The organism is Hyphomicrobium zavarzinii ATCC 27496 (assembly GCF_000383415.1).
GTDB lineage: Bacteria > Pseudomonadota > Alphaproteobacteria > Rhizobiales > Hyphomicrobiaceae > Hyphomicrobium_C > Hyphomicrobium_C zavarzinii.
The window spans coordinates 1-25,047 of the sequence record NZ_KB911256.1; the positions used below are offsets into that span (position 1 = coordinate 1).

Consider the following 25,047-nt stretch of genomic DNA (forward strand, 5'->3'; position numbering starts at 1 on the left):
CCATCTGGCGCGTGAATCGTCGGTCCAGTCAGTGACCACGATCGCGCCAGATCCTGCCATCTGGCGCGTCACTCGCGGCCTGCGAGGCGCAAGGAAGGCGAAGGTGGCACGTCCGTATCTTTTTGGCGTGCATGCGCTAACTTCGCTCTTGCAGTTTTGAGGCGATCGGCCTAATGAGCCGGTCTTCGTGATCTTGACGGCGCCGCAAGCACCAGCGCGGCACACGCCTCAGGATCCCGCTTGCGAAAGGGAGCTTCGGTTCCCCAACACGCAAGAACCCATGGTAAGGGGCCATAGCTCAGCTGGGAGAGCGCTTGCATGGCATGCAAGAGGTCAGCGGTTCGATCCCGCTTGGCTCCACCAACCACTCCCTGAAATAGAAAGATAATTCCGCCGAGCAGCGCGCATCGCGCCGGGTCTCACGCGGCTTTGACGTCTGCGGCAACGCTCAGGAATTCTCGGAGTGTCGCGCTGTCGTTCTCGCGTAACCACGCGAGGCCCGTTTCCAGCACCGGCGGCTCCCGCAGCTCCAGATAGCGCACGCCTGTCCGGGCAAGGTTCCGCAACGAGTCCGGCACCAGCGCGAAGCCCATGCCGGCCGAGACGAGGCTGATGATCGTTTGCATCTGGATGGCCTCCTGCCTCACATGCAAGGACCCGCTTCGCCTGGCGAGGTAGCCGGTGACGAGGTCGTGAAAGACAGGGGCCACGCGCCGCGGAAAGAGAATGAGCGGCTGGTCCAGCCAGTCCCCATCCGAAGAGCGCCCGTCCGAAACCCAGGCCTCCGGGACGGCCGCAACCAAAGGCTCGCGCAGCAACGGCATATAGGCCAGCGCCTCCGGCAGCGCGGTATCGGGCGGGATGATGATCCCGGCATGGCCATGTCCGCCCAAAAGACTTTCGATCTGCACGTCGCTGGTCGCTTCGGTGAGGTTGACCTCCACGGACGGAAAGCGCGCCGCATACCGGCGGACCAGCGCGGGTAACAGGCTGTAGTCCGCCGTGCTGACGAAGCTCAGTCCGAGCTGTCCAACCGTGCCGTCGCGGATCCGCCGCGCGATGTCGGGCAACGCCGCTATCCTCTCCACGGCCGGGCGAACATGCTCGAGCCATTGCCGCCCGAACGCGGTCAGCGCCACATTCCGCTTCGAGCGGGTGAAAAGCGCGGCTCCCAGCTGCCGCTCGAGCGCCAGGATGGACTGGCTGAGCGGCGGCTGGGTCATGCCCAGCCGTTCCGCGGCCCGCCCGAAATGCAGCGTGTCGGCGACGGCGAGAAAATGGCGGAGCTGGCGCAGGTCCAACATGACATAAAGTCTCCGTACGACCTAATGTGTTCTCAATAATATATTTTACAACCGTCTGGGAAGGTCGTACGGGGCGGTATCGGAAGAGATTAGAAAGATCCCAAACAATGCCTCCTTATCGCTCCCGAACCACCACCCACGGCCGTAACATGGCCGGTGCCCGCGGCCTCTGGCGCGCGACCGGCATGAAGGACGCGGATTTCGGAAAGCCGATCATTGCGGTGGTGAACTCGTTCACCCAGTTCGTGCCGGGCCACGTCCACCTGAAGGACCTCGGCCAGCTGGTCGCGCGCGAGATCGAGGCGGCCGGCGGCGTCGCCAAGGAATTCAACACGATCGCCGTCGATGACGGCATCGCCATGGGCCACGACGGCATGCTCTATTCGCTGCCGTCGCGCGAGATCATCGCGGACTCGGTCGAGTACATGGTCAACGCGCATTGCGCCGACGCCATGGTCTGCATCTCGAACTGTGACAAGATCACCCCCGGCATGCTGAATGCCGCCATGCGCCTCAACATCCCGTCCGTCTTCGTCTCCGGCGGACCGATGGAGGCCGGCAAGGTCGTCCTCCACGGCAAGACCCACGCGCTCGATCTCGTCGATGCCATGGTGGCCGCCGCCGACGACAAGGTGTCGGACGAGGACGTCAAGGTCATCGAGCGCTCGGCCTGCCCGACGTGCGGCTCCTGCTCCGGCATGTTCACCGCCAATTCGATGAACTGCCTGACTGAGGCCCTCGGCCTGTCGCTGCCCGGAAACGGCTCCACGCTCGCGACGCATGGCGACCGCAAGCGCCTGTTCGTCGAGGCCGGCCACCTGATCGTCGATCTCGCCCGCCGCTACTACGAGCAGAACGACGAGAGCGTGTTGCCGCGTAGCATTGCGAACAAGAAGGCCTTCGAGAACGCCATGTCGCTCGACATCGCCATGGGCGGCTCGACCAACACGGTGCTCCACATCCTGGCGGCCGCCTACGAAGGCGGAGTCGACTTCACGATGGACGACATCGACCACCTGTCCCGCAAGGTGCCGTGCCTCTCCAAGGTCGCGCCCGCCAAGCAGGACGTGCACATGGAGGACGTGCATCGCGCAGGCGGCATCATGCGCATCCTGGGCGAGCTCGATCGCGGCGGTCTGCTCCATCGCGACACGCCGACCGTGCACGCCGAAACGCTGGGTGACGCCGTCGACCGCTGGGACATCACGCGCACCAACAGCGAGATGGTGCGCACCTTCTTCCGCGCCGCGCCTGGCGGCATTCCCACCCAGGTCGCCTTCAGTCAGGAGGCGCGCTGGGACGACCTCGACACGGACGGAGAGAAAGGCGTCATCCGCTCCGTCGAGCATCCGTTCTCGAAGGATGGTGGCCTTGCCGTTCTCTCCGGCAACATCGCCCTCGACGGATGCATCGTGAAGACGGCCGGCGTCGATGAATCGATCCTGAAGTTTTCGGGCCCCGCTGTCGTCTATGAAAGCCAGGATGCAGCCGTGAAGGGCATCCTCGGCGGCGAGGTGAAGGCTGGCGACGTCGTCGTCATCCGCTACGAAGGGCCGAAGGGCGGACCAGGCATGCAGGAAATGCTCTATCCGACGAGCTACCTGAAATCCAAGGGTCTCGGAAAGGCTTGCGCGCTCATCACCGATGGACGCTTCTCGGGCGGCACCTCGGGCCTCTCCATCGGCCATGCCTCGCCGGAAGCGGCGCAGGGTGGCGCCATCGGCCTCGTGCGCCAGGGCGACATCATCGAGATCGACATCCCGAACCGCACGATCAACCTTGCGGTCTCCGAAGCGGAACTCGCCACCCGCCGCACCGAGCAGGACAAGCTCGGCTGGAAGCCGGCCGCGCCCCGCAAGCGCAATGTCACCACCGCGCTGAAGGCTTATGCGGCCTTCGCCGCCAGCGCCGACAAGGGCGCCGTGCGTATCCTGCCGGAGTGATCTTGAGCCGGGCGCGGCGTGTCCGCTGTGTCCGGCTGCTCTTTTTCCCAGGATGCTCCTTGATGGCGGCGATCAACCGCCGATCAACCCATTTGCGCGGAACTCGCGTGCCTCGGTCTGCAAGGGTGCTATAGGGAAGGAATGCCGCGCCTCCCGGATGCTGGGCTGGCAGGCGGCGAGGGCACAGAGACGGAGAAAAGTGGCATGTCCTTTTCGTTCGCTCAGTTTTTCGTGTGGGCCATCATCGGGCTGATCGGCGGGAGCCTCGTTGGCCTGATCGTGAGGCGCGAGCGAAAGGGGTTTGGCCTGTTCCAGAACCTCGCGCTCGGTCTGGCAGGCGCGCTGGTTGGCGGCCTCCTGTTCCGTCTGTTGGGGCTGTTCCCCAATCTCGATCAGATCACGATTTCGCTGCGCGACGTCGTCTCGGCGATCATCGGCTCCGCGCTCGTGCTTCTCGTGCTGTGGATCCGGCAGAGGACGGCGCCGACGCCCTGATGTGAGAGCGTCGGCCGTCAATCTCTCAGTACATCTGCAACGGCAGCACGCCGCCGGGTCCGATCATGAGGCCCCAGATGTCGCCCGCCGTGACTTCGAACGCGTCCGTCTGCGCCGGCTGTCCGGAGACTTTCAGCGAGTAGGTGTGCTTGCCGGGCGCAATCTCCAGCGTCGGGCCGTCCGGCTTCTTGCTGCCAAGTCCAGCGCCGATCTTTACCGTCGTCTTGCCGATCGTGAGCACGGCGTCCTGCTCCAGCATATTGCCGAAAAGCAGCTTGATCTTGCCGTCCGGCGGCAGCAGGCCGGACTTGCGGGCCTCCTCCGTCTTGCGCAAGCTCAGAACCGAGGTCGTCTCGCCGTTCTTGTACGTGAGCACGAGCCGGGCAGGCCCTTGCGGCGACGTGAAAGCAACGTCCGCGCGGTCCGCCGAAAGGACAGCGCTACCCGCCTGTTCCTTCCACTCGATCTTGGCGAGCTCACGCCGGTAGAAGGCGAGAACGGTTTCGGTCGACGCAGGCACCGTCGCGTTGACGGACAGGCGGAACAGGCTCTTCTCGCTGCCGCTGACCGAGTGCGGCGCAGGAACAGGCAAGCCGCTCCGCTCTTCGGCGGTCAGCTCCGTGACGAGCTTTGCCTCCGCGTGGCTCTCTTCCGAGGCGTTTTCCGCAGGCTCTGCTTCGGCGGTTGCGAGCGCCGAGCCCGAGGCCGTGACGCGCGTCTTCTTGCCGAACGCCATGATCGTGAGCGAGAGGTCTTGCGCAGCCTTGGAGAAGCGCAGCACCACCATGTTGTCCTTGTCGATGACCGAGCGATCGGCCTTCCATCCGCCGCGCTTCATCACGTCGCGATAGAACGCCGCGACAGATTTGACGCTGGAGGCGCTTTCGAACTCGAGCGAACCGCGTCCGCCGTCGAAGTCGATCTCCTCTGCCGTTGCCGGGAGAGGGATCGGCGCATTGCCGTCGGCAAGCTCGGCGAGCGTTTCTGTTGCGGCGGGTGAGCCGGAGGCCTGCGATGCGGGGCGATTGAGATCGGCCATCGCGTCCTTGGTCGCCTTGCGCACCTCGTTCAGGATTTCACCGGCGATGGCGTTGAAGGCGTCGTTTGCATCCATGCCCTTTGCGGTCTCGTTGTGTGGCTCGCTCTCCGCCGGGGGAGCTGCAGCCGCAGCCGGAGGTGCGGCAGGTTCTTCTTTTTCAACGAGCAGCGTCAGCAATTTTTGCGGCACAGCCTCGATCACGACGTCGAGGCGGCCGTCTTCGCGGTTCTGTAGGCGAAGCATGAGCGGGCGATGGTTATCGCGCACGAAGAACGCGAACTTGCCGCGCTCGTTGGGCTCGGACGTGTCGTCGTCCGCCGTCATCTTGCGGTTTTCCCTTCGCGAGTAGGGCAGCCACCCCCGCGCGGTCAATTCGCGGCGAAAGAAGGAGAGCTGCTCTTCGAGCGGAGCCTGCGTGACGAGGGCGAGATGCGGCCGCTCCGGCGCATACTTGATCTCGGAGGCATCCTTGGAAAACGGCAGGTCGTCGACGATGGCATTGGCCGTGTAGGAAACGCTCGTCGCGTTGCCCTGCGCAGGCGCTAGCGTGACGAACACGGAAAGCCCCTGCCGCTCCTTCTTGAACGTCATGATGGAGAGGTTGGGATTGGCGGCGCTTGCGGAGAAGGGATCCTCGTAGCGCTGCCAGCCGTCGGCGGCGAGAAGCTTGGCGGCGGCATCCGCCGCGGCGGGCACGGAATCCGGGCTCGTGAAAATGGTCGTGGCCGGGCTGGCGTAGGTCTCTTTTGCTCCCGGAAGGCGTGCGAGCTTGCTCGTATCGAGCGTGATGTCAGCTGCCATCGCAGGCGTCGTGAGCGGCTCGGTAACGGCTACGAGTGCTGAGGTCGCAACAGCCAGCATGAGTCCCAGTGTGATGCCACGCATCGATGTCGTCTCCGGTGTCGGTGTCTGGCGGCGGAAGCGGCCGCGTCGGCGGGCGTCGCGCAGGAGCCAGATGAGGGAAGGTTAGAGGTGGGGGCCGTTGGGCGGCTCGGCGCTGGTTATGACGTGCCCGTGCGAGACCCGATGTTCCGCGCGTGACAAGCGGAGGGCTTCAGGGCGAGGCTTCGCGGCGGTCCTGGAGGCTCTTCGTCAGCCGCAGGCATTCGCTCGTGTGGAACCGATAGGCGATGTAGTGCCTCATGCAGGCTTCCACGGACTCCTGGCTCGCTGTGAGCTGCCGGATGTTCGCCTCGTTCTGGGCGATGCTCACCTGAAGCTTGTCTGCGATACGAGCGCTGTAAATCTTGTGGTCGTGGATGAGGTAATAGTAACTCGTCTCGCAGAAGCTGGCCGGCAGGTTTTTGCTGAGGTCTTCGTAGCCCCGCTCGAACGCGTCCTCGACCACCGAAATGCTCGCCTTGTCCGAGCTTTCGAGCAGCAGCAGCTCATAGATTTTCGGAATGCGGTCCCAGGCGGCCTTGGCGCGCGGCGTGTCGTTGCAGGCCTTCGCTCCCGCGTAGATCATCATCGTCGCGTCGAGCGCGAGGAAGCCGGGCGGGCGCGAGAAGTCCTTGTCTTTGAAGTAAGTGTGGAACGGCGTCTGCGCGGTGACGGCCTCGTCGGCCCATCGGGGAGCCGTGTAGCGCTCGAACAGGTCCTTGCTGAAGTAGACCAGCGTCAGGAGGGCGACTGTCACGCCCAGCCCCCATTTGAGGAATGGGCGCCCCGTCTTGGCGGGCGCAGGTGTGGGCCTTGTGGCGGCCGATGCCATGTCCTTGTTGCGCTGCCCGAACGTCTTGAGCGTCATGGAGATCCCCGCACGGAAGGTAATCAGCGGATTGTCCCCCAAAGGACCTCAAACGACGTTGATTTGCCGCTGCGAATTGCGGTTGCTCGCTTAATCGTCCGTTTACGGCAAAAGCGCCACGCACGCGCGAACAGGCCCGCCGCCCCGGGCAGGGAAGCGAGCGAGCATCGATAGGCGTGGAATGCGCTTAGCCTTCCGAGCGAAGGGCTGACTTGGGCCTGAGGGGAATCACACCGAGCGGCGCTTTCACCATCCGCTTCGCAACCTGCGGCTTGCCCTTCCGGCCGCTCCAGAACAGACGATCGGTGACCTCGAGCACGTCGACCGCGAGCGTCAGCAGCGGAGCCACGAGCAGATACAGCACCTTGGTGTCCGTGCTGCACTGCGGCCATTCACGGCGCGCGATCCACAGAGACCGGCCCACGTAGAACGCGGCCAGAACGAGGATCAGGGTCGATCCGGAGAGCAGGTAGGGAAGGCTGGTCGTTTCGTCTTGCACCGTGAGCACCCGGAACTTGTTTAGAATTTCACAAATCTAACATCGAAATTAACGCTGAGTTCCATCTCTTCAGTCCCTTACGGGATAGTTCTTAAGTGATAGGAAGCAGCGGCGAAACCGTTCTCGTCAATCGCTTTTTCCGGGCGGAAGCTCGTCACCGGACGCGCTGTAGGCGGGTGGAACGTAGACGTTGAGGGTCTTGAGCGCGCTCTCTCCTGTGTTGCGGATCTCGTGCGTATCCCCGCGCTGGATCAACATCAGCGCTCCAGCCTTCAGCGGATAGACGTGGCCGTTGACCAGCGCTTCCCCATGGCCGCTCGCCACATAGAGCCATTGGTCTGCCCCACGGTGGCGATTGTCCGCGCCGCCCTCCGTGCCGCCCGGCTCGATCACCATGGATGCCGCCTGAGAACGCGCATCCCCCGTGAGAACATGAAATCCCGCCTCGTAGGCTACGGCTGCGCGTTTCATGACACCGGCCTCCTCGCTCTCTGTCACCTACAACGCAGCGGGAGCGCTCTGGGTTCGCGGCAGTCTTTACCGTGAATGACGGAACACGGCAGGCCGCCCAGTGCGCTCCGCCTGATGGCACCGAAGCTGCAGCGCCGGGGCCATGAGCATACGAACCTTCATTCTCGCCAAATCCAGGTGTCTCGGAATGGGACTGCTGGCGCTCGCGCTCCCCGGTTCAGCCGGCGCCGCTCCGGATCAGGACGCGACCAGTAGCGCGTCTCCGGCGGGAATAGAGCTGATCGCGTTCGAGGCGCCGGGCTGCATTTATTGCCCGGTGTTTCGCCGGGACGTAGTGCCGTCCTATGCCGCCTCGCGCGCCGGAAGGGCGGCCCCGCTGCGGTTCGTGGACATCAACGATCGCGCAGCCGACAGCTTCAAGCTCACGGCCCCCGTGACAATGGTGCCGACATTGGTGCTGGTGCGCGACGGCGTGGAGATCGGCCGCATCAGCGGCTATTTCGGCCGCGAGAACATGCACCATATGCTGGATACGATGCTGCCCGCGGAGTGAGGCGCGCCTCTCAGCTCTGGGCGTTCTGCCCGTAGCTTTTGAACTTCTCGATCACGCGCGCCATCTCGCTGTCGGAGAGCAGCTCCGGCGGACCGAGCAAGAGCAGCTTGTAGTACTGCTCCGCCAGCACCTCGACCTCATGCGCAAGCTCGAGCGCCTTGGGCAGCGTCTCGCCGAGCGCGATCGCTCCATGATGCGCCATCAGACAGGCCTTGCGATCCTGGAGGCCGCGCGCCACGTGCTCGGCCAGCTCCGGCGTTCCGAACGTGGCATAGGGCACGACGGGGATGTCGTCGCCGCCCGCCACCGTCACCATGTAGTGAAAGGCTGGGATTGCCCGCCCCGCGCACGCCAGCACCACCGCGTGCAGCGAATGCGTGTGGACGACGGCATTCATATCCGGGCGTGCAGCGTAGGCGGAGAGATGGAAGTGCCACTCGCTGGACGGCTTTTTCTGCTTTCCGGGCACCGAGCCGTCACCCGCCACGAACACGATGTCCTTCGCGCCCAGGTCCTCGTAGGCGAGCCCAGTGGGCGTGATCAGCATGCCGTCCTCGAAACGGCAGGAGACGTTTCCCGAGCGGCACGGCGAAAGGCCGCTGCGGCTCATGGAGAGCGCGGTCTCGATGACGAGTTCGCGCAGCCGCGTCTCGTTGCGGCTCTGCGGCTTGCGTAGTTTCTCCCTGTCGCGCTTGCTGGCCTCGCCCTTCGTCATGCTGCGCTCTCGTTGCGTTCCGGATAGAGCGAAAGAAGCCCGTCGCGGCTGGCGGGCGCAACGCCTCGCTCCGTGATGAAGCCCGTGACGAGCCGGGAGGGTGTCACGTCGAACGCAGGATTGGCCGCGGGTGACCCTCGGGCCGCGATGTCGACGGTCACCACCGATCCATCCGCGAGACGTCCCGTCATGGCCAAAACCTCCGTCGCGCTCCGCTCCTCGATCGGGATGTCGCGGCCGGAGGCGAGCGACCAGTCGATCGTCGAATAGGGGAGCGCCACGTAGAACGGCACGCCGGTATCGTGCGCCGCGAGCGCCTTGAGGTAGGTGCCGATCTTGTTCGCAACGTCGCCGTTGGCCGCCACGCGGTCCGTGCCCACGATGCAGAGATCGACCTTGCCGTGCTGCATCAGATGGCCGCCCGCGTTGTCCACCACGATGGTGTGCGGCACGCCGTGGCTGCCGAGCTCGAACGCGGTGAGCGACGCACCCTGATTGCGCGGCCGGGTTTCGTCCACCCACACGTGGACGGGAATGCCGGCATCGTACGCCTGGTAGATCGGAGACGTCGCCGTGCCCCAGTCGACGCACGCGAGCCAGCCGGCATTGCAATGGGTGAGGATGTTGACCGGCTCGCCCTTTGGCTTTGTCTTGGCGATGGCCTCGATGAGCGGCAGGCCGTGCACGCCGATGAGGCGGCAGGTCTCCACGTCGTCGTCCGCGATAGCAGCGGCTTTGGCGAGGGCAGCGGCCGCACGCGCTTCAGGAGCGAGCCCCGCAAGTGCGCGGCGCATTTCCTCGAGCGCCCACCGGAGATTGACCGCCGTCGGCCGCTGCTTGGCGAGCAGCGCGATGGCGTCCGCGAGCGCCGTATCCGAGGCATCCTGCCGCAGCGCCAGCGCAAGGCCGTAGGCGGCGGTTGCCCCGATCAGGGGCGCGCCCCGCACCTGCATCGTCAGGATGGCCCGCGCCGCATCCTCGACGGTTTCGAGCGAGACGGTCTCCAAACGGTGAGGCAGCAGGGTTTGGTCGATGATCGCCACCGAGGCGCTGCCGCTTTCGGGCCAGATCGTGCGCGTTGCCTTGCCGTTGATTTTCATGGGTTCTCGCAGAGGCTCAGTCGAGCCCGCCCATCACGGGCGGCCCGAGTGGAATGTGGACCATCTCCGCGAGCCCGCAAGCCCGGCAGGAGAGCTGATACCACTCGGTATAGGGCCGCGCCGAATGGTCGGCGAGCGAAAGACCGGTTTCTCCGCAGCGGGGACAAGCGAGCGGAGCCTCCGGGTCTGCCCGCCACCGCGCGATTGAGTGAAGCGCGGCTTTCATCTCGTCCGCGGAAAAGCCCATTCAATGTCCTTCGAAAGCCACAAGAACATGACAGTCGATGCCGTGGCTCTTCAAGAGCTTGCTGCCGCCGAGATCCGGCAGGTCGATGATGAAGGTCGCCCCCACGATGGTGCCGCCCGAGCGCCGCACGAGCTTCGCGGCCGCTTCCGCCGTGCCGCCCGTTGCGATCAGGTCGTCGACGATCAGGATGCGCTGGCCGGCCGTCAAGGCATCCTCGTGGATCTCGATCACGTCCACGCCGTACTCGAGCGAGTACTCCTGGCCGATGGTTTTCCAGGGAAGCTTGCCCTTCTTGCGGATCGGGATGAAGCTCGCATCCGAGCCGGTCGGCGATGGCGCCGCCCAGGATGAACCCGCGCGCCTCGATGCCCGCCACTGCGTCGATGGGCTGCGTTCGGAACGGCTCGGCCATCTGCGCGATAGCCGCCTTGAAGCCTTGAGCATCGCCCAGCAGTGTCGTCACGTCGCGGAACATGATGCCGCGCTTGGGGTAGTCCGGAATTGTACGGATTAGATCTTTTAGCGAGCTCAAGAACACCTCCCCGTCAAAATCGCGGCGCAACTTAGCAATAACACTGTCCTCAGGATAGGAGGACCCGCGCCGGGGCGGACGCTGAGTACTTCGTGGCGAGACGCCCTTGTGGACCCATGGTGACGAGATGACAGATGCGAACTTTCCGCTGACGGCGGATAGCGATTTTGACGACTTGCCCCGCACGCTGAGGCGGGAACGCGATGCCCGTGCACGGGAGGCGAGGGAGCGCGAGCAGCGCGCCCGCGAAGGACGCGGCATGGACGCGGCCCTCGGCGATCCCCCGTCCTATCTTTCACGGGCACGGTCGACGCCTACGTCCTACGACAGCGAGCCGGTGGCCGCCTCCGTTCGCAGCTTCGACGTTCCCTTCGGGCGTCTCGTGGTCTTTTTCCTGAAGGCGGCCCTCGCGGCCATCCCTGCCTTGATGCTGCTTGGCGTCGTTCTCTATTTCGCGGGCAAGGGCCTCGAAGCTTATTTCCCCGAGCTCGTGCGCATGAAGATCATGATCACCTTCCCCGGCGGCTGATCGGGGCGCCCCCAGCAAAACATAAAAAAATCCGTCGGAGAGCAAAGGCTCGCCGACGGATTTTTCGTTAGCGGATGAGGACCCGCTTAGAGCGACTTCGACCAGTCGTCGAGTTCCTTCTTCACCTGATCGCGGCCGTAGCCATAACGCTCCTGGATCTTGCCTTCGAGCTGATCGCGCTTGCCGTTGATCACGGCAAGATCGTCATCGGTGAGCTTGCCCCACTTCTCCTTCACCTTGCCGGAAAACTGCTTCCAGTTGCCTTCAATGCGATCCCAGTTCATTGCGAACTCCTATAGCTGGTTGAAACGTAGTGGTAGTGCCATCAGGCCATGCGCATCCTTCTGCTCCGGCGCTTGACCGGAGCAATCGAGAGGCTGAACCTGAAGGTAGGAAAGCTGTGCGGACACGGCCTCGCGGCAATGCTCGCGCGTGAGAAACTAAGCTCGGCGTATCAGTCCGAGTACCAGCGAGATTACGAGGAAAACGATCGCCACCCAGAACAGGAGGCGCGCTCCTTCCATCGCCGTACCGGCCACGCCGCCGAAGCCCAGAAAAGCCGCGACAAGTGCAACCACGAGGAAAACAACGGCCCAGTGCAACAGATTGCCCATTATCCTCCTCCGAAACGTTAGGTCATTGACGGGGGAGTAACGTTCCGTTGGAAGATTGGTTCCGTAGCTGGCGCGCCCGGTAAACGCATTTCAGAATGGCGCGCCCATGCGGCCGCGTTCGGGCGCGCTCAAAGAAGCGGACTGTGAGGAGAGTGTGAACGCGCCTTAGCCGGCCGGGCCGATGGGAAAACGGCGTGTCCACGTGCCGCCGCTCGTGTCACGCACGATCACCGTCATCTCCGTCGCACCGTTCGTCACGTAGTCGAACTCGATGGCCGGATTCTGCGCGAGCGTGATCGATCCCGTCATCTCGAACACCAGATCTTCGCCCTGCCACGCTTCGATGTGCTCCACCATCAGCAGGGGGATATAGAGCAGCGAGACTGGGTCCAGCACCATGCCGGTGTGGTTCGGATGGTTGAGCGCATAGCGCGCCCGCGCGACCTGATGCGATCCGTTGGGTTTGTCGCCCACTGCCGCGAAATCCATCTTGCCCATGTTGGCGGCGATCTCGGCCGGGTCTCCAACCGGAGGCGCGGAGCATGAGGCTTGCCCGCCTGCGAACTTCACGAGCTGCTCGGCCATGTAGAGCGTTCCGTCGTCGGTCTCGACGATGACGCGCACGTCGGATTGCTGATCGAGGCGAATGCGCGTGACGAGGTGCGCCTTGCTGCGCCCCTCTCCCATGCGGAAGACCGCGGCAACCGGCGAAGGGTTTTCATCCACCACGAACGAGACGGTCTTGATGGTGTGGTTCTCTCCGACGGAGATGTCCGCTTCCAGCGGAACGCTGCGCACGTCGTCCGGGCGATAGGGTGCGGTGAGCTTCACGATCCCACGGGCGTCGTGCAGCGGCCGCCCCGCGAAGGCTTCGGCGTGAATGCCGGGCCAACTGTCGCTCGCAAGTGCAGGCAGAGACGCGAAGGCCGAAAGCACGGCGGCGGCGAGGATGGCCGGCAAGCGCTGAAGGTTCGGACGGACCATTGGGGGTATTCCCTTCTCGAGACCCGAGACCGCAAGAACAATGAGGCCAGCGCCACCAAATTGGAGGGCGTAGCGAGGCCGCGGCGAGCAGGAGACGGCGGGAGATGCTCCCGTGACTCGCTCCTCGACATGGACGGGACGGGAATGTCTTCCCTCCGTTATGGGAAGTCAACCTGCCAACTATCTTGCAGCGCAATGTTCGGATGAGGGAACGTGCGTACTGAAACGGAAAGCGGGCCGGCGCTTCCGCACGGCCCGCGAAATCTCGTGAACCCTGAGTGGGCTCAAAGTCCCATCGCAGGCCTGAACCCGGCCTTGGCAGCCTCGTCCTCGCTGCAGAACCAGCGTTCGCCCTTCCCCGGCTCCACTTTCACCTTCGCGTACCAGGGGCTCCAGGGCATGTGATAGATGTGCCCGTTCGCGGTGATGTTGCCCTTGATGGCGCAGCCCTTGGGAGCGGCCGTCTCGGCAACCTCCCAGCGGCGCTCGCGAAACTTCCACGGCGGCTCCGCTTCGCCCTGCCAGATTCCAGCCTTCGCCTTGCGCGCCTCAGCTTCGATCGTCTCGTAGCGCGTGGAGTACTTCACGAACGCCCAGGCATGGCCCGTGCGCACCATCTCCGCATTGATGTCCCGCCCGTCGGCGGAGCACCATCCGAGCACGCGGCCGTACTTGTCGCGCCCCCCGGACTCGCAATCGACGCGCCGTCCGCCGACCAGCCATCTGAGCTGCGCTGTCGCCGCGCGTCCGCACTTCCAGCTCCCGAACCAGCCACCACCGCAGGTCTGGTCGCTCTCTGGCGCGTCGATGCCTTCCAGCCGCACGCGCTCGCCCGCGATCTCCAGCGTGTCGCCGTCGATGACGGTCGCCTTGCCGCTCAGGATCGCCGAGCCGCCGGGCGGAGGAGCCGCGCTTGTGGGAGGGCTAAGGAGATGAACCGATGCGGCCAGCGCGAACGCCACCGGAAGCAGCGGACGGACAAAACGGTATTTCTCGCTCATAGGTTGAGATATGACAGATGGGGATGTCGAAAAGCAGACCCTGGGGTGACGCAAAGATGCCCGAAACGAGTCTGAGAAATGACGGATAAGGCTCGCTAAATTTGAATTAAATACAACTCGTGAGTCGCACAAGTGAATTTCGCGTAAAAGTTGTAATTTTGCGAGGCAACGGCGAAGTAAGGCGCTCGCTGGCCGCTGCGCCAAAGCGTGGATAAATCTGCTGCAGGGCGCGCGAAACGGGCCGCGCCCTGACACAATTGCCGTTTATGAGCGCAAGTTACGGCCGAAACGTCAGAGGTGCGCGTTCTTGAGTTACGGCCAGTCACGAGGTCAGGAGCCCGATGACGAGCAGAACCCCGCCTCCGCAGGGGAGACCGCCCCGTTTGGAGACTTATCGTCCTGCGGAGGAGCGGAGCGCGCCGCCTGCCAGGCCAGGCCGCCCTCCGCCGCAAGGGCAGGGGCATTATCCGCCGCAGCAAGGTCCCGGCTATCCTCCGATGTCGGCGTCGCGTGGTCCCGCGCCCTATCAGGAGCGAGGCTATCCGCCGCCCTACGGTGAGCCGCAGCGCTCGGGTGTGCGGTCGTTCCTGTTTTATGGCGTGCTGGGTTTGATTGCGATGGCGGCCGGCGCAGCGGCCTTCGCGGTCGCGGCGCTTCCCGCCAACTTCGTGCGTGACCGCGTGATCGCGGCGGTCAAGGAGAAGACGGGGCGCGATCTCGTCATCGCCGGGCCGTCCTCGTTCACGCTCTATCCTTCGGTCGGCATTTCTCTGGCGGACGTCTCGCTGTCCGGCGCTCCCGGCTTTGAAGGCGCGAAGCCCCTCGTCAGCATGCAGTCGCTCGACGTCAGCGTCGCACTCTGGCCGTTGATCCAGCGCGAGGTGCGCGTCAAGACGCTGCGCCTGCGCGAGCCGGTCTTCAATCTCGAGGTGGACCGCAACGGCCGCAAATCGTGGGATTTCGCAGCACTCGATGATCGCGCGGCGCGCATCAGGCTGGCGCAGGCCGGTGCGCCTGCCTCCGACGCGCCCGCCTTGCCCGCGCGCCGGAACGGCTCCTTCCTGCGCCTCGGGGACCTGAAGCTCGACGACGTGCACATCGACAACGGCACGCTCAATTATCAAGACGCGCGCACGGGCAGCTCCTCTCGGCTCTCCGCGATCAACGTCGACATGGCACTGGCCGCTCTCACAGAGCCGCTGCTCGCCAAAGGCAACGTCGCGTGGAAAGGCCAGACAGTCACCTTCGACAGCGCGCTGACGTCGCTCTCGGAAGTCATGGAAAGCCGGCCGGCGAAGCTCAAGCTGACACTCGCCGCCAACGCGCTCGATGCCACCTTCGAGGGCTCGGCGAACTTCAAGGATGCGCTCCTCGCCGAAGGTATCCTGTCCGCTAAGTCGTCCTCGGCGCGCTCCCTCGCGGCCTGGCTCGGCACGGACATCCCGCCGTCCGAAGGTTTTGGCCCGATGACGGCCAAGGGGCTCTTCCGCGGCGCGCCGGACCAGTTCAGCTTCTCGACCGCGGAGATCGTGCTCGACAAGACGACGGCGCGCGGCGAGATCAGTCTCGATACGCGCGGCGCCCGGCCTTACGTGAAAGCCAATCTCAAGCTCACGGAGCTGGACCTCAACACGTATGCGTCCCACGGCGTGCGATCTGCGCCCGCAGCGAAGCCCCGCGAGAGCAGCGGTGGCGGCGCGCAGTCCATCGAGGATTTGCTGCAGGAAAGCGAGCGGCCGCCTCCTGGTCCGCGCGTACAGGGCTACACCAAGCGCGACGGCTGGGACGAGGAGCCGCTGAACCTCGACGGTCTCGGTGCAATCGATGCCAACGCAAAGCTCTCGATCGGGCGGCTGACCGTCCGCACCATCCACCTCGACCAGTCCGATCTCACCGTCGCCCTCAAGAACCGCGTGATGAAGACCACGCTCGACGAGGTGCGCCTCTACAATGGACGCGGCCATGGCACGGTGACGCTCGATGGCACCGCCGGCAACACGGCGAGCCTCGCAGCCAACATCACGCTCGACGGCATTTCCGCCCAGCCTCTCCTCACGGACGCGGCTGACCTCGATCGGCTGACCGGCACCGGACGCCTCGCGTTCGCGCTCGCGGGCCAAGGCGCGAGCGAGCGCCAGATCGTCGAAACGCTGTCCGGAAAGGCCGAGCTGGCCTTTGCCGATGGCGCCATCATCGGCGTCAACGTGGCGGAGATGGTGCGCGGTATCGGCAAGGGGAGTTTCGGCGGTCTCGGCACCGCGCCGACCGACAAGACCGATTTCAGCGAAATGACGTCCACCTGGACGGTGCGCTCCGGCACTGCTGAGAATCAGGATCTGAAACTCGTGAGCCCGCTGCTGCGCCTCACCGGCTCCGGCAAGGTGACGCTGCCGACCCGTGAGGTCGACTACATGCTGCGTCCGAAGCTGGTGGCGAGCCTTGCCGGACAAGGCAGCACGCAGGATGTCTCGGGCATCGAGATTCCGGTTCGCGTGCACGGCTCCTGGGAGAACCCGAAATACTCGCCCGATCTCGCTGGCGTCCTCAAGGACCCCAAAGCGGTCGACACGATCAAGGAGATCGGGAAGCAGTTCAAAGGCAAAAAGGCCGATGAGATCGTCAACGATCTCCTGGGCGGCGGCGGCAACGGAGAGAGCGGCAAGTCGAAAGGCAAGAAGCTGCTCGAGCAGTTCCTGAACCCGCAGTGACGCCGCGCTGAGGCGCTCGAAACGGCCGCTGCTGTATCGTGCTGGAAGGGTGTGACGTTACGGCCAAAATTTTTAGCCCCAGAGGGTCACTTTTCTCTTGCGACGGGGGGGCACTTGCATCATATCCGTCGTCTCCGTTCGTCCACCTGCCCTTAAGGTCAAGGACTTCCATCCCCACACCCCCAAGGTAAGGAGCGTTCGGGTTGAATCTGTCTGCTGGTTGGGGAGTGGGTCATATGGCCTTTAATGACACCCTCTTCCAATTGGGGATGGACTTGACTCGTTCAAGCCCCGCCCAAAAGGAAGATCTGCACGCGACGCAGGGTGCGCGCGTTGCTCTTGAGGACACGAGTGAGGACCGCGCGGGCCGTTATGCCGGCCGGCACCTGATCATTGATCTATATGGTGCGCGCAAGCTCGACGATATCGAGCACGTGGAGCGGACTCTCAAACGTTGTGTCGAAGCCTCGGGCGCGACGCTCCTGCACATGCATCTTCACCCCCTGAAGCCCACGGGCGGGGTCACGGGAGTTGCGGTTTTGGCGGAGAGTCACATCTCCATCCATAGCTGGCCGGAGACCGGCTATGCCGCGCTCGACGTGTTCATGAGCGGGACGGCTGATCCCGCACGAGCCATCCCTGTTCTCCAGGAGGCGTTCGAGGCTGGCGAGGTGGTCGTCAAGACGCATCGCCGGGGCGCGGCGCCAGGGGAGAACAGCGAACGAATCCGCAAGGCTGAGAAGCCTGCGCAGGCTCGCTCCCGCACCATCAGGAAGGCGAAGGCAGCCGCCTGAGACGACGCTGCGCGAGGCCGCGGGCCTTGCGCGCTGTTTCAAGTGACTGCGAACTAGGGTGCCTTGACTGGCAGACAGACAAGGGCGCGTGTCCGACCCAACCGGACACGCGCCCGTTTTCTTTTCTGAGCGAGGTCTGTCTCGGGGAAGGCATGAGAGCGGTTGCGCGTGCTGCCCCAGATCGCAACGCTACTGCCTACTGCCTACTGCCTACTGCCTACTGCCTACTGCCTACTGCCCGCTTCACGCCATCCGCGCCGTGCAGGCCGAGCAGCGTCCGCGCAATTCCAGAGTCATCGCGCGAACCGTGTACTTCGCCTTCTTGGCCCAGCTCGCCAGCGCCTCGACGGCGCGCGGCTCGGCAAACTCCGAGACCGTTCCGCAGTCGTCGCAGATGGCGAACACCGCCGCACCGGCGCCCTTGTGGGTCGATTGGCAGCACGCGACGAAGGCGTTGAGCGATTCGAGCCGATGCGCCGAGCCCGACGCGATCAGCCGGTCGAGCGCCCGATACACGGTCTGCGGCGCGAGCGTCGCGCGGTCGCGAAGCTGGTCGATGATCTCGTAAGCCGAGACCGGGCGGCCGGACTCCTGCAGCGCCGTGAAGATGAGCTTGTCCTGCTCCTGCGCCGGGCGGCGCTTAGTGACTTTCCGGGTCATCGAGCTCTCTGGTCCAGGGATTCGGGGCCACCGATTTTGAAGAGTGTAGCATACCGTCCGAAGGCTACGGGGAGGCATCGCCCCGCAGATCGGGTCTCCAAAGGTTAATCGCCCGTAAAATGGGGCGTTCCGGCCGGATTTGCCACCCGATCGTCGATTGCCAACGGCCCCCGCCGCAGCTATAACGCGCCCATCTCAAGCACCTGCGAGAGACCTGCCCGGCACCCTTGGAGGCCGGTTGCAGTTGGATGGGCCTGTTAAGGCCCTTTTTTCATTGGAGAAAATGCCATGTCTGAGATCGTTGAGATCAAAGCCACGGCGCGCCCGCGTGCAGGCAAGGGGGCCGCACGTCAAGCTCGCCGCGAAGGAAATGTTCCCGCCGTCATCTACGGAGACGGTCAGCCTGCCGAAATCATTGCCATCAACGGCAACGATCTCTGGAAGCAGTTCATCAAGGGTCATTTCACCTCGTCCGTGTTCGACATCGCCGTCGGCTCGAACAAGATCCGCGTCATTCCCCGCGACGTACAGGTCGATCCCGTGAAGGATCACCCGATCCACGTCGACTTCCTGCGCATCGGCAAGGACGGCATCATCCGCGTCTTCGTGCCGATCCGCTTCGCCAACCACGCGCTGTCTCCGGGCCTCAAGCGCGGTGGCGTGCTCAACATCGTGCGCCACGAGGTTGAGATTTTCTGCCCCTACGACAAGATCCCGTCCTTCTTCGAGATCAACCTCGAAGGCCTCGAGATCGGTCGCTCGATTCACATTTCCGCCGTTGGCATGCCGGAGGGTGTGAGCCCGGTCATCAGCAACCGCGACTTCACGGTCGCCACCATTGCCGGTGCCAAGAAGGACGACGACGAGGGTGCCGCCTCCGCAGCGGAAGGTGCCGCTCCCGCAGCAGGCGATGCCAAGGCCGCCGCTCCCGCAGCCGCCAAGGCTGGTGCGGCTGCCGCCAAGGGCGCAGCTGCTCCCGCAGCGGGTGGCAAGGCTCCGGCCGCCAAGCCCGCGGCCAAGAAGTAAGTCGCTTCGACGCGAAAGGCCGGCATTCGCTTTCGAGTGCCGGCCTTTTTCTTATTCAGGGTTGAGCCATGAAGCTGTTCGTCGGCCTCGGAAATCCTGGCAGCGAATACGCCCGGAACCGCCACAACGTCGGGTTCATGGCGGTGGATCTCATTGCCGAGGCGCATCGCTTCGGCCCCTGGAAGCGCAAGTTCCAGGGCTACGCGGCCGACGGCGAGATCGGCGGCGAGAAGGTGCTTCTTCTCAAGCCCGACACCTACATGAACGAGAGCGGCCGCTCCGTGGGCGAGGCGGCGCGGTTCCTCAAGATCGCGGAAGGCGACATCGTCGTCTTCTATGACGAGATCGACCTCGCGCCCGGCAAGCTCAAGGTGAAGACCGGCGGCGGCAACGCGGGCCACAACGGCTTGCGCTCCATCTCCGCCCATCTCGGCAATGACTATGTGCGTGTACGCATCGGCGTCGGCCATCCCGGCGTAAAGGAGCTGGTCGCGCGCTGGGTGCTGAACGATTTCACGAAGGCAGACCAGGACTGGCTCGAGCCGCTGCTCGCGGCCATTGCCCAGGCGTCCCCGCGCCTCGCGAAAGATGACCAGTCGCGCTTTCTGACAGACGTGGCGAAGACGCTGGGAGAGAGCCCCGACCCGCGCAAGGAGCGCGGCCGCGCGGCTGAGGCGGAGCCCGCAGCCCCGCCCTCGAGGCCCGCTCCCAAGCAGCGCGCCCATCCGGCGGGCGAGCGCGCGGGCAAGAGCGCGAACGCGCTGGCGGAGAACCTCAAGAAATGGCTGGCGGGCCGCAAGCCGAGCGAGTGAGTTCGTCTCTTTTCTGATTGGAATTCGCGCTATCCTGCACGTAACAATTCGAAAGGGGGATGCGCCGGATGCCGCTCGGGACGGACAAGCTCAAGGAGCAATTCCAGAAATCGAAGAAGGTGCGCCGCGCGTGGAGCACCTACAAATGGTTCGACCGCATCCGTGGCTGGCAGGATTGGTACAACTGGCTGTCGACGTTCCTGCAGACCAAGGCAGGCGCCGCAGCCGCGCTCGGCTCCACGGCCGTTCTGACCACCGCGGCCGTCGTCGTCCATAACGTCGTCGTCGATCCCTACGCCGAGCCCTACGTGCCGACGGAGATTGCCCCGTTGTCGGCCGCCGAGCCCATGCGCCAGACCAAGGGCACGTTGATTTTCGAGATCGAGGGGCGCGACAAGGCGGGCCGGCGCGGAACGTTCGATGTCGTCGTCGCAAAGAAACAGTTCCTGTGGGTGCGCGGGAGTGCTGAGGACCTGGAGAGGGACGGCCGCGTGATCTCGGGCGCCGAGATTGCAGGCGACGTTCTAGACCAGGAGGTGCGCGACGGCCTTGCCAGCGCACGCGAGATCGTCGCCGTCGGCACGGCGTCCCAGGAAGGCAACCCCGTCGAGGAGAAGAAGCGCGCCGCCCGCCGCGCCACCCGCACGGCGGAACTGGTGTCGGGCGCCATCGACGCGTCCATCCCGATCTCGAGCCTGAACCTCGGCCAGTATCGCGAGCGCTGCGTCAGTTGCGATGCCGATGGCACCAACTGGCAGCGCCCCTTCATGGTCATCGCGGTGAAGGAGTTGGAGGAGGGGACGGTTGTTGCCGAGGCCCTGGCCGATGCCATGACCGGCAAGGAAAGGCTGCCGAGCCCGGCGAGCTACTCCGCCTTCGAGCTCACGAAAATCCGCTGAGTGCGGCGCCCCTCGGTCCTGTTACGGAGCCGTGGTCAGGCTCGGTAAAGCAATCCGCATTAGGAGCGATCGATGGTGCACCGATGCGCGCCGATCGCGCTGCCGTGCGGAAGTGGGCTAACCCGGGGGACATATATGCGGCGCCTTTATTCCATCCTTGCCACAGTGCTGCTGCAAGTTGTGGGCTTGAGCACCGCCGCCATGGCGGAAAAGATCGACGTGTCGACAGTGAGCTGCAGCCAGCTCATTCAATCCATCGATTCCGGCTCTGCGAACGACAAGTCCGGCATGGGCGGCATCCTCTATTGGATCGCCGGCTACTCGGTGACCGAGGAGCAGGGCTCCGTGGTCGACTTCAACGCTCTCGGCAAGGACTTCGAGAAAATCCTCGCCGGATGCAAGGAGCGCCCGAAGGTCGGCGTGCTGTCCATCGCTTCCAAGCTGCTCGGCGAGAATGCAACCGCCCATGGCGCCGAGGCGATTGACCTCGCCACCATGACCTGCGAGGCCGCTGTGAACTCCAGCAAGGAGGACGAGGAAGGCTTGGGGTTCATCCTGATGTGGATCGCGGGCTATCACGCCTCGGATTCCGAGGACAAGATCTTCGATACCGACGCTTTCGTATCCAACATGGAGAAGGTCGGCAAATACTGCGGCACCAACCCGAGCGTGGGCCTCCTGACCGCGACCGAGAAAGTGCTGGATGAGGAGGACGAATAACTGTCCTCGTCTGGCTATTTTTCGCCGCCAGGCCGTGATTTCGGGCGGAGGTGCCGCGACACCTCTGCCCGTTCTGCCGTTTTACATTGATCGGCGGCTGGCGGCGGTGTAGGGCGAGCCTCGAACAATTCGAGAGACTTTCCCCATGGGTTTCAAGTGCGGCATCGTTGGCCTGCCGAACGTCGGCAAGTCCACCCTCTTCAATGCGCTGACGCAGACGGCTGCGGCGGAAGCGGCCAACTATCCCTTCTGCACCATCGAGCCGAACGTCGGCGAGGTCGGCGTTCCCGATGAGCGCCTGGAGAAGCTCGCGGGCATTGCCAAGTCCGGGCAGATCATCCCGACGCGCCTCACCTTCGTCGACATCGCGGGCCTCGTGCGCGGCGCATCCAAGGGCGAAGGGCTCGGCAACAAGTTCCTTTCGCACATCCGCGAGGTCGATGCCGTGGCCTACGTGCTGCGCTGCTTCGAGGACGACGACATCACCCACGTCGAGAACCGCATCGATCCGCTTGCGGACGCCGAGGTCGTCGAGACCGAGCTGATGCTGGCCGATATGGAGAGCCTCGAGAAGCGCATCGGCGCGCTCGAGAAGAAAGCCAAGAGCGGCGACAAGGAGAGCAAGGCGCAGCTCGTCGTGATGGAGAAAGCGCTCGTGCCGCTCCGCGAAGGCAAGCCTGCGAGGCTCGCCGACATCACGTCGGAGGAGAAGCCCGCGTTTCTCGCCCTTCAGCTCCTCACCTCGAAACCCGTCGTTTATGTCTGCAACGTGGAGGAGGCATCGGCCGCCAACGGCAATGCCCACTCGAAGAAGGTCGAAGAGAGGGCCAAGGCGGAAGGCGCGGCGTGCGTGATCATCTCGGCCAAGATCGAAGCCGAGTTCGCGGGGCTTCCCGCGGAGGATCGCGCCGAGTTTCTGGCCGAGATGGGGCTCGCCGAGCCCGGCCTCAATCGTCTCATCCGCGCCGGCTATGAGCTTCTCGACCTCGTCACCTACTTCACCATCGGCCCCAAGGAAGCGCGCGCCTGGACTATTGCGCGCGGCACCAAGGCTCCGCAGGCCGCGGGCGTCATCCATACCGACTTCGAGAAGGGCTTCATCCGCGCCGAAACCATCGCCTATGAGGATTACGTGGCGGGCGGCGGCGAAGTGGGCGCGAAGGAAGCCGGCAAGATGCGCCTCGAAGGCAAGGAGTATGTCGTCAAGGACGGTGACATCATGCACTTCCGCTTCGCCAACTGAGCTTTGTAAGTCCTGCGCCGGAACGCCCAGGCCCCAAGCATGGCCGTGCAGATATTTTCTGCAAGAACGGCGGGGGCATCATCGGCTTGGAGTATCACGTGAACTGAACTGTGTAATGCAGGTGCCGCAGGAAGCAGCGTCCGACGCGCCATTCGAGAGCGTCGTGGTTGTCGGAAAAAATCACGCGATCCAGTCTCAGGAGTGGGGTGAGTTCGGGGACGCCGAGTTCTCGGGCATCGGCCTCGTTAGCCGGTACGATGTCGACCTTTTCGTCCGCATGGCCAAGGAGAATGGAGTTCTGCTGGGCCAGAACCGATAGCCGATAGCGGCCAAGCTCCTCCGGCAGCCGGCGAAAGTGCTTTGCTGGAAGCAGGCAGGTCTCCACCATAAACGTCAGCCGGTTGTGGCTTCTCGAGCGGTCGACACGAATGAGTTCGTCGTCCGGACGGACACCCAGACGCTTGGCCTCCTCCACGCTGGCTTGAACGCGCGTGACGGACCTGCCGTGTCGTTCGCCGCTGACACGTTTCCCCTCGCTGTTGCGGATCGTTGAGAAGGGGAATGGAGTATCACTGGAAGCATAGTCGTTTACGAAAGTTCCACGGCCCTGCCTGCGCGTCACGATGCGCTCGATCTCCATCATGTCGAGAGCTTTGCGAACAGTACCGATGCTAATTCCAAGCGACTGGGCCAGTTGGGTCTCGTTCGGAAGGGCGGCCCCCGGCCTCCAGTCACCTCCGGTGATCTTCTGAACGAGAGCGTCGCGCACTTGGATATAGAGTGGCCGCACAGAAAGCCGTGCGTTCAAGTCCGTCATCATGCACCCCCATAATCGACGAAGCATCAGATCAGAACGCTAGCGATACACACGCATATACTCGTGCTTCAAATATATCCATATTTACACGGGGTATGAAAACATCGACATTGTGGATACGTAATTTGTTGAATGTCGTTGTGGATTTCCCGACACTGAAACAAAGAGGACAAAGGTTGATCGTTATCCTATGACCTATGCCTAGCGTCGGCATATGTTTGCGAAATAATTTTATTTACAAATGAATCCGCAATAGCGGAGCGTTGCTTTTTTAAAGCGGGCGCCGATTTGGACGATGTCCTAAAGTAAAATTGGAACTTGCTGGGCTGCTGTCATGAGGAAAAAAGCGAAATAGCAGTCCGAGAGCGAACGCCAGCAACGTGTCGGGGTCGCGCTCGCCGCTGCGAACGCCCGTGATAACAGCAGCAAGGATCAGAGCCCTGCAGTCGGAGATCTCAGGAGCTTCGCCTTCTTCCTCGAGCCTGGCGATGCACGCAGCTGCCAGCGCGTTGTGAAAAACGCGTTCCGCCAGAGGATAGTCGAATAGGAGTTTTGCCATCACACTTTTCCGACCGAGGCAGTGAGTCGTGAATTTGCGATAACCAGTCATGATTCGTGACGGCTGGCGACAAGAGTACGTACTTATACATATGTCCGTATGGGTTTTTCACCGGTATTTTTGCGTCTGGCTTTTAATCGACATGTTTCGCCAGGTGAAAGTCTATTTCACCAGCTTAATTTCGGTGTTCAGTTTGTGCGTGTTGACGGCATTTTTTATGAATAGCCGCACGGCGGAACGTCTGCCGTGGAGGCCACGTTCCGCCTGAAGCCGAGCCGCTACGGTCAGGAGTGCCGGTAGTCGGGCCGTTTCGGCATATTCGGCAGATGATGAGTGCTGTGGTGCACATAACTATGGTGCACGGTCCTGATGTGAGGCGCTGGAGGCGGCGTCTCGTGCACCGGACCGCCGTTCTGCTCGTCCCAGAAGCTCCAGTTTCCAGGATCGCCGTTGCCATAACCGAGGTAGTTGGCGTTTGCCGAGCTCGTCGCACCGGCGAGCAGGAGCGCCGAGGCACAGCCAGCGGCGAGTTTGATGAAGGTGCGGTTCATGTGATCTACTCCTGTTACGGGATGGTCAGGCCCTCGGGGTCGGGACCTGCGGAACCCGCTGTATAGGGAGACGACGTGTTGCTTCCGGCGCCGCGAGACAAGGCATGCGAGGCTTCTCTACGAAAATGTAAGGTCGAGGAGAGAAGTGCACACCGGGGAGTTTGATGATGAACACCAGGAAAAAAGTCTACGCGTGCGCAGCCCTGTTCGTCCTCGTTTCAAGCTTGGCCGTTGCGGAAGAGCCGTCGAGGGATGCCGGGCGCGAGACCCCGCCAGGCGCCGCGTTGAACGAGGACGACTGCAGGGCGATCTGGAATCTGGCGGCCGGACGTAGCGATCTCTCGCCCGCTGGCGCGGAGCCTTATATCGACAGCTTCGAAGCCGTCGACACCAATCGCGATCGGAAGATTTCCAACATGGAGTTCAAGGCCGGCTGCAAGCAGGGCCTTGTTCACAAGCGCCGCGCGAACTGATTTACCTCG

The 25,047-nt window shown here is 63.7% G+C and carries 28 protein-coding genes, 1 tRNA gene and 1 pseudogene; 13 read left to right on the forward strand and 17 right to left on the reverse strand.

The features are described from left to right. The first annotated feature begins 287 nt into the window (after positions 1–287). Positions 288–363, forward strand: a tRNA-Ala gene (locus F812_RS0103985). A gap of 56 nt (positions 364–419) precedes the next feature. Here F812_RS0103985 and F812_RS0103990 read toward each other — a convergent pair. Further along, entirely contained in the window at positions 420–1,301 is an 882-nt protein-coding gene (locus F812_RS0103990) for a LysR family transcriptional regulator (RefSeq protein WP_026867829.1), read from the reverse strand. 110 nt (positions 1,302–1,411) lie between these two features. Between F812_RS0103990 and ilvD the strand changes: the two genes are divergently transcribed. Next, the gene (gene ilvD / locus F812_RS0103995) at positions 1,412–3,247 is read left to right on the forward strand and encodes a dihydroxy-acid dehydratase (RefSeq protein ID WP_026867830.1); all 1,836 of its coding nucleotides are present in this window, start codon (positions 1,412–1,414) and stop codon (positions 3,245–3,247) included. Between the two features lie 204 nt (positions 3,248–3,451). Further along, positions 3,452–3,742, forward strand: a complete 291-nt coding sequence (locus F812_RS0104000) for a GlsB/YeaQ/YmgE family stress response membrane protein (protein ID WP_040497936.1) — start codon at positions 3,452–3,454, stop codon at positions 3,740–3,742. Between the two features lie 25 nt (positions 3,743–3,767). Here F812_RS0104000 and F812_RS0104005 read toward each other — a convergent pair whose 3' ends face one another. The 4 genes from F812_RS0104005 to F812_RS0104020 form a co-directional block, all read right to left on the reverse strand. Then, the gene (locus tag F812_RS0104005; protein WP_020084670.1) at positions 3,768–5,666 is read right to left on the reverse strand and encodes a hypothetical protein; all 1,899 of its coding nucleotides are present in this window, start codon (positions 5,664–5,666) and stop codon (positions 3,768–3,770) included. A gap of 169 nt (positions 5,667–5,835) precedes the next feature. Continuing rightward, positions 5,836–6,531, reverse strand: coding sequence for a hypothetical protein (locus F812_RS0104010; RefSeq protein ID WP_156827236.1), 696 nt, complete (start codon positions 6,529–6,531; stop codon positions 5,836–5,838). Positions 6,532–6,718: 187 nt separating this feature from the next. Then, the gene (locus tag F812_RS0104015) at positions 6,719–7,030 is read right to left on the reverse strand and encodes a hypothetical protein (protein WP_156827237.1); all 312 of its coding nucleotides are present in this window, start codon (positions 7,028–7,030) and stop codon (positions 6,719–6,721) included. 126 nt (positions 7,031–7,156) lie between these two features. After that, positions 7,157–7,501, reverse strand: coding sequence for a cupin domain-containing protein (locus F812_RS0104020; RefSeq protein ID WP_020084673.1), 345 nt, complete (start codon positions 7,499–7,501; stop codon positions 7,157–7,159). Between the two features lie 142 nt (positions 7,502–7,643). On the opposite strand from F812_RS0104020, the gene F812_RS0104025 reads away from it, so the two are divergent. Further along, complete coding sequence (locus tag F812_RS0104025; RefSeq protein ID WP_040497919.1) at positions 7,644–8,054, forward strand: YbbN family protein; 411 nt, start codon at positions 7,644–7,646, stop codon at positions 8,052–8,054. A gap of 10 nt (positions 8,055–8,064) precedes the next feature. On the opposite strand, the gene F812_RS0104030 is transcribed toward F812_RS0104025, so the two are convergent. The 4 genes and pseudogenes from F812_RS0104030 to F812_RS22485 form a co-directional block, all read right to left on the reverse strand. Continuing rightward, entirely contained in the window at positions 8,065–8,769 is a 705-nt protein-coding gene (locus F812_RS0104030; protein WP_020084675.1) for an L-fuculose-phosphate aldolase, read from the reverse strand. Then, the gene (gene mtnA / locus F812_RS0104035) at positions 8,766–9,869 is read right to left on the reverse strand and encodes an S-methyl-5-thioribose-1-phosphate isomerase (protein WP_020084676.1); all 1,104 of its coding nucleotides are present in this window, start codon (positions 9,867–9,869) and stop codon (positions 8,766–8,768) included. Before mtnA ends, F812_RS0104030 begins: the two co-directional genes overlap by 4 nt. Before the next feature lie 16 nt (positions 9,870–9,885). Next, a complete protein-coding gene (locus F812_RS0104040; RefSeq protein ID WP_020084677.1) occupies positions 9,886–10,116 on the reverse strand; it encodes a hypothetical protein in 231 nt (76 codons plus the stop codon). After that, positions 10,117–10,591 (reverse strand): annotated as a pseudogene (locus F812_RS22485) (adenine phosphoribosyltransferase). It lies immediately after the preceding gene. A gap of 184 nt (positions 10,592–10,775) precedes the next feature. On the opposite strand from F812_RS22485, the gene F812_RS0104050 reads away from it, so the two are divergent. Then, entirely contained in the window at positions 10,776–11,177 is a 402-nt protein-coding gene (locus F812_RS0104050; RefSeq protein ID WP_020084678.1) for a hypothetical protein, read from the forward strand. An 86-nt stretch (positions 11,178–11,263) separates the two neighbouring features. Here the strand turns inward: F812_RS0104050 and F812_RS0104055 are convergent, their stop codons facing one another. The 4 genes from F812_RS0104055 to F812_RS0104070 form a co-directional block, all read right to left on the reverse strand. Next, complete coding sequence (locus F812_RS0104055; protein ID WP_020084679.1) at positions 11,264–11,461, reverse strand: CsbD family protein; 198 nt, start codon at positions 11,459–11,461, stop codon at positions 11,264–11,266. A 156-nt stretch (positions 11,462–11,617) separates the two neighbouring features. Further along, a complete protein-coding gene (locus F812_RS25925) occupies positions 11,618–11,791 on the reverse strand; it encodes a DUF1328 domain-containing protein (RefSeq protein WP_020084680.1) in 174 nt (57 codons plus the stop codon). Between the two features lie 165 nt (positions 11,792–11,956). Then, entirely contained in the window at positions 11,957–12,775 is an 819-nt protein-coding gene (locus F812_RS22490; RefSeq protein ID WP_020084681.1) for a quinoprotein dehydrogenase-associated SoxYZ-like carrier, read from the reverse strand. 284 nt (positions 12,776–13,059) lie between these two features. Beyond that, a complete protein-coding gene (locus tag F812_RS0104070; protein ID WP_156827238.1) occupies positions 13,060–13,776 on the reverse strand; it encodes a thermonuclease family protein in 717 nt (238 codons plus the stop codon). Positions 13,777–14,273: 497 nt separating this feature from the next. Here F812_RS0104070 and F812_RS22495 point away from each other — a divergent pair, with 497 nt between their 5' ends. After that, complete coding sequence (locus F812_RS22495) at positions 14,274–16,484, forward strand: AsmA family protein (protein WP_020084683.1); 2,211 nt, start codon at positions 14,274–14,276, stop codon at positions 16,482–16,484. Positions 16,485–16,720: 236 nt separating this feature from the next. Further along, positions 16,721–17,278, forward strand: a complete 558-nt coding sequence (gene speD / locus F812_RS0104080) for an adenosylmethionine decarboxylase (RefSeq protein ID WP_020665359.1) — start codon at positions 16,721–16,723, stop codon at positions 17,276–17,278. 243 nt (positions 17,279–17,521) lie between these two features. Here speD and F812_RS0104085 read toward each other — a convergent pair whose 3' ends face one another. Then, a complete protein-coding gene (locus F812_RS0104085; RefSeq protein ID WP_020084685.1) occupies positions 17,522–17,938 on the reverse strand; it encodes a Fur family transcriptional regulator in 417 nt (138 codons plus the stop codon). Between the two features lie 288 nt (positions 17,939–18,226). Between F812_RS0104085 and F812_RS0104090 the strand changes: the two genes are divergently transcribed. The 5 genes from F812_RS0104090 (at position 18,227) to ychF (ending at position 22,638) form a co-directional block, all read left to right on the forward strand. Next, complete coding sequence (locus tag F812_RS0104090) at positions 18,227–18,964, forward strand: 50S ribosomal protein L25/general stress protein Ctc (protein ID WP_020084686.1); 738 nt, start codon at positions 18,227–18,229, stop codon at positions 18,962–18,964. A gap of 68 nt (positions 18,965–19,032) precedes the next feature. Then, positions 19,033–19,776 carry an aminoacyl-tRNA hydrolase gene (pth, locus tag F812_RS22500; RefSeq protein WP_020084687.1) on the forward strand — a complete coding sequence of 248 codons (744 nt, stop codon included), beginning with the start codon at positions 19,033–19,035 and terminating at the stop codon, positions 19,774–19,776. 68 nt (positions 19,777–19,844) lie between these two features. After that, a complete protein-coding gene (locus F812_RS0104100) occupies positions 19,845–20,675 on the forward strand; it encodes a hypothetical protein (protein ID WP_156827239.1) in 831 nt (276 codons plus the stop codon). A 135-nt stretch (positions 20,676–20,810) separates the two neighbouring features. Next, entirely contained in the window at positions 20,811–21,395 is a 585-nt protein-coding gene (locus F812_RS25240) for an HdeA/HdeB family chaperone (protein ID WP_020084689.1), read from the forward strand. Between the two features lie 145 nt (positions 21,396–21,540). Further along, positions 21,541–22,638, forward strand: coding sequence for a redox-regulated ATPase YchF (gene ychF / locus F812_RS0104110; protein WP_020084690.1), 1,098 nt, complete (start codon positions 21,541–21,543; stop codon positions 22,636–22,638). Between the two features lie 94 nt (positions 22,639–22,732). Here the strand turns inward: ychF and F812_RS0104115 are convergent, their stop codons facing one another. The 3 genes from F812_RS0104115 to F812_RS0104120 all read right to left on the reverse strand — a co-directional run bounded on the left by F812_RS0104115 (position 22,733) and on the right by F812_RS0104120 (position 24,565). Beyond that, positions 22,733–23,458, reverse strand: coding sequence for a GntR family transcriptional regulator (locus F812_RS0104115; protein WP_020084691.1), 726 nt, complete (start codon positions 23,456–23,458; stop codon positions 22,733–22,735). A 268-nt stretch (positions 23,459–23,726) separates the two neighbouring features. Then, entirely contained in the window at positions 23,727–24,014 is a 288-nt protein-coding gene (locus F812_RS26340; protein WP_156827241.1) for a hypothetical protein, read from the reverse strand. Between the two features lie 284 nt (positions 24,015–24,298). Then, positions 24,299–24,565: a hypothetical protein gene (locus tag F812_RS0104120; protein WP_020084692.1), complete on the reverse strand. Its 267-nt coding sequence runs from the start codon at positions 24,563–24,565 to the stop codon at positions 24,299–24,301. 167 nt (positions 24,566–24,732) lie between these two features. Here F812_RS0104120 and F812_RS0104125 point away from each other — a divergent pair, with 167 nt between their 5' ends. Beyond that, on the forward strand, positions 24,733–25,038 hold the full coding sequence (locus F812_RS0104125; protein WP_156827242.1) for a hypothetical protein: 306 nt from the start codon (positions 24,733–24,735) through the stop codon (positions 25,036–25,038). Positions 25,039–25,047: the final 9 nt, after the last annotated feature.

Bases quoted from the DNA above. Each gene is read 5' to 3' on its own strand.
- ilvD (WP_026867830.1), top strand. From the start codon at position 1,412: ATGCCTCCTTATCGCTCCCGAACCACCACCCACGGCCGTAACATGGCC.
- F812_RS0104000 (WP_040497936.1), top strand. From the start codon at position 3,452: ATGTCCTTTTCGTTCGCTCAGTTTTTCGTGTGGGCCATCATCGGGCTG.
- F812_RS0104005 (WP_020084670.1), bottom strand. From the start codon at position 5,666: ATGCGTGGCATCACACTGGGACTCATGCTGGCTGTTGCGACCTCAGCA.
- F812_RS0104010 (WP_156827236.1), bottom strand. From the start codon at position 6,531: ATGACGCTCAAGACGTTCGGGCAGCGCAACAAGGACATGGCATCGGCC.
- F812_RS0104020 (WP_020084673.1), bottom strand. From the start codon at position 7,501: ATGAAACGCGCAGCCGTAGCCTACGAGGCGGGATTTCATGTTCTCACG.
- F812_RS0104025 (WP_040497919.1), top strand. From the start codon at position 7,644: ATGAGCATACGAACCTTCATTCTCGCCAAATCCAGGTGTCTCGGAATG.
- F812_RS0104030 (WP_020084675.1), bottom strand. From the start codon at position 8,769: ATGACGAAGGGCGAGGCCAGCAAGCGCGACAGGGAGAAACTACGCAAG.
- mtnA (WP_020084676.1), bottom strand. From the start codon at position 9,869: ATGAAAATCAACGGCAAGGCAACGCGCACGATCTGGCCCGAAAGCGGC.
- F812_RS0104040 (WP_020084677.1), bottom strand. From the start codon at position 10,116: ATGGGCTTTTCCGCGGACGAGATGAAAGCCGCGCTTCACTCAATCGCG.
- F812_RS0104050 (WP_020084678.1), top strand. From the start codon at position 10,776: ATGACAGATGCGAACTTTCCGCTGACGGCGGATAGCGATTTTGACGAC.
- F812_RS0104055 (WP_020084679.1), bottom strand. From the start codon at position 11,461: ATGAACTGGGATCGCATTGAAGGCAACTGGAAGCAGTTTTCCGGCAAG.
- F812_RS25925 (WP_020084680.1), bottom strand. From the start codon at position 11,791: ATGGGCAATCTGTTGCACTGGGCCGTTGTTTTCCTCGTGGTTGCACTT.
- F812_RS22490 (WP_020084681.1), bottom strand. From the start codon at position 12,775: ATGGTCCGTCCGAACCTTCAGCGCTTGCCGGCCATCCTCGCCGCCGCC.
- F812_RS0104070 (WP_156827238.1), bottom strand. From the start codon at position 13,776: ATGAGCGAGAAATACCGTTTTGTCCGTCCGCTGCTTCCGGTGGCGTTC.
- F812_RS22495 (WP_020084683.1), top strand. From the start codon at position 14,274: ATGTCGGCGTCGCGTGGTCCCGCGCCCTATCAGGAGCGAGGCTATCCG.
- speD (WP_020665359.1), top strand. From the start codon at position 16,721: ATGGCCTTTAATGACACCCTCTTCCAATTGGGGATGGACTTGACTCGT.
- F812_RS0104085 (WP_020084685.1), bottom strand. From the start codon at position 17,938: ATGACCCGGAAAGTCACTAAGCGCCGCCCGGCGCAGGAGCAGGACAAG.
- F812_RS0104090 (WP_020084686.1), top strand. From the start codon at position 18,227: ATGTCTGAGATCGTTGAGATCAAAGCCACGGCGCGCCCGCGTGCAGGC.
- pth (WP_020084687.1), top strand. From the start codon at position 19,033: ATGAAGCTGTTCGTCGGCCTCGGAAATCCTGGCAGCGAATACGCCCGG.
- F812_RS0104100 (WP_156827239.1), top strand. From the start codon at position 19,845: ATGCCGCTCGGGACGGACAAGCTCAAGGAGCAATTCCAGAAATCGAAG.
- F812_RS25240 (WP_020084689.1), top strand. From the start codon at position 20,811: ATGCGGCGCCTTTATTCCATCCTTGCCACAGTGCTGCTGCAAGTTGTG.
- ychF (WP_020084690.1), top strand. From the start codon at position 21,541: ATGGGTTTCAAGTGCGGCATCGTTGGCCTGCCGAACGTCGGCAAGTCC.
- F812_RS0104115 (WP_020084691.1), bottom strand. From the start codon at position 23,458: ATGATGACGGACTTGAACGCACGGCTTTCTGTGCGGCCACTCTATATC.
- F812_RS26340 (WP_156827241.1), bottom strand. From the start codon at position 24,014: ATGGCAAAACTCCTATTCGACTATCCTCTGGCGGAACGCGTTTTTCAC.
- F812_RS0104120 (WP_020084692.1), bottom strand. From the start codon at position 24,565: ATGAACCGCACCTTCATCAAACTCGCCGCTGGCTGTGCCTCGGCGCTC.
- F812_RS0104125 (WP_156827242.1), top strand. From the start codon at position 24,733: ATGAACACCAGGAAAAAAGTCTACGCGTGCGCAGCCCTGTTCGTCCTC.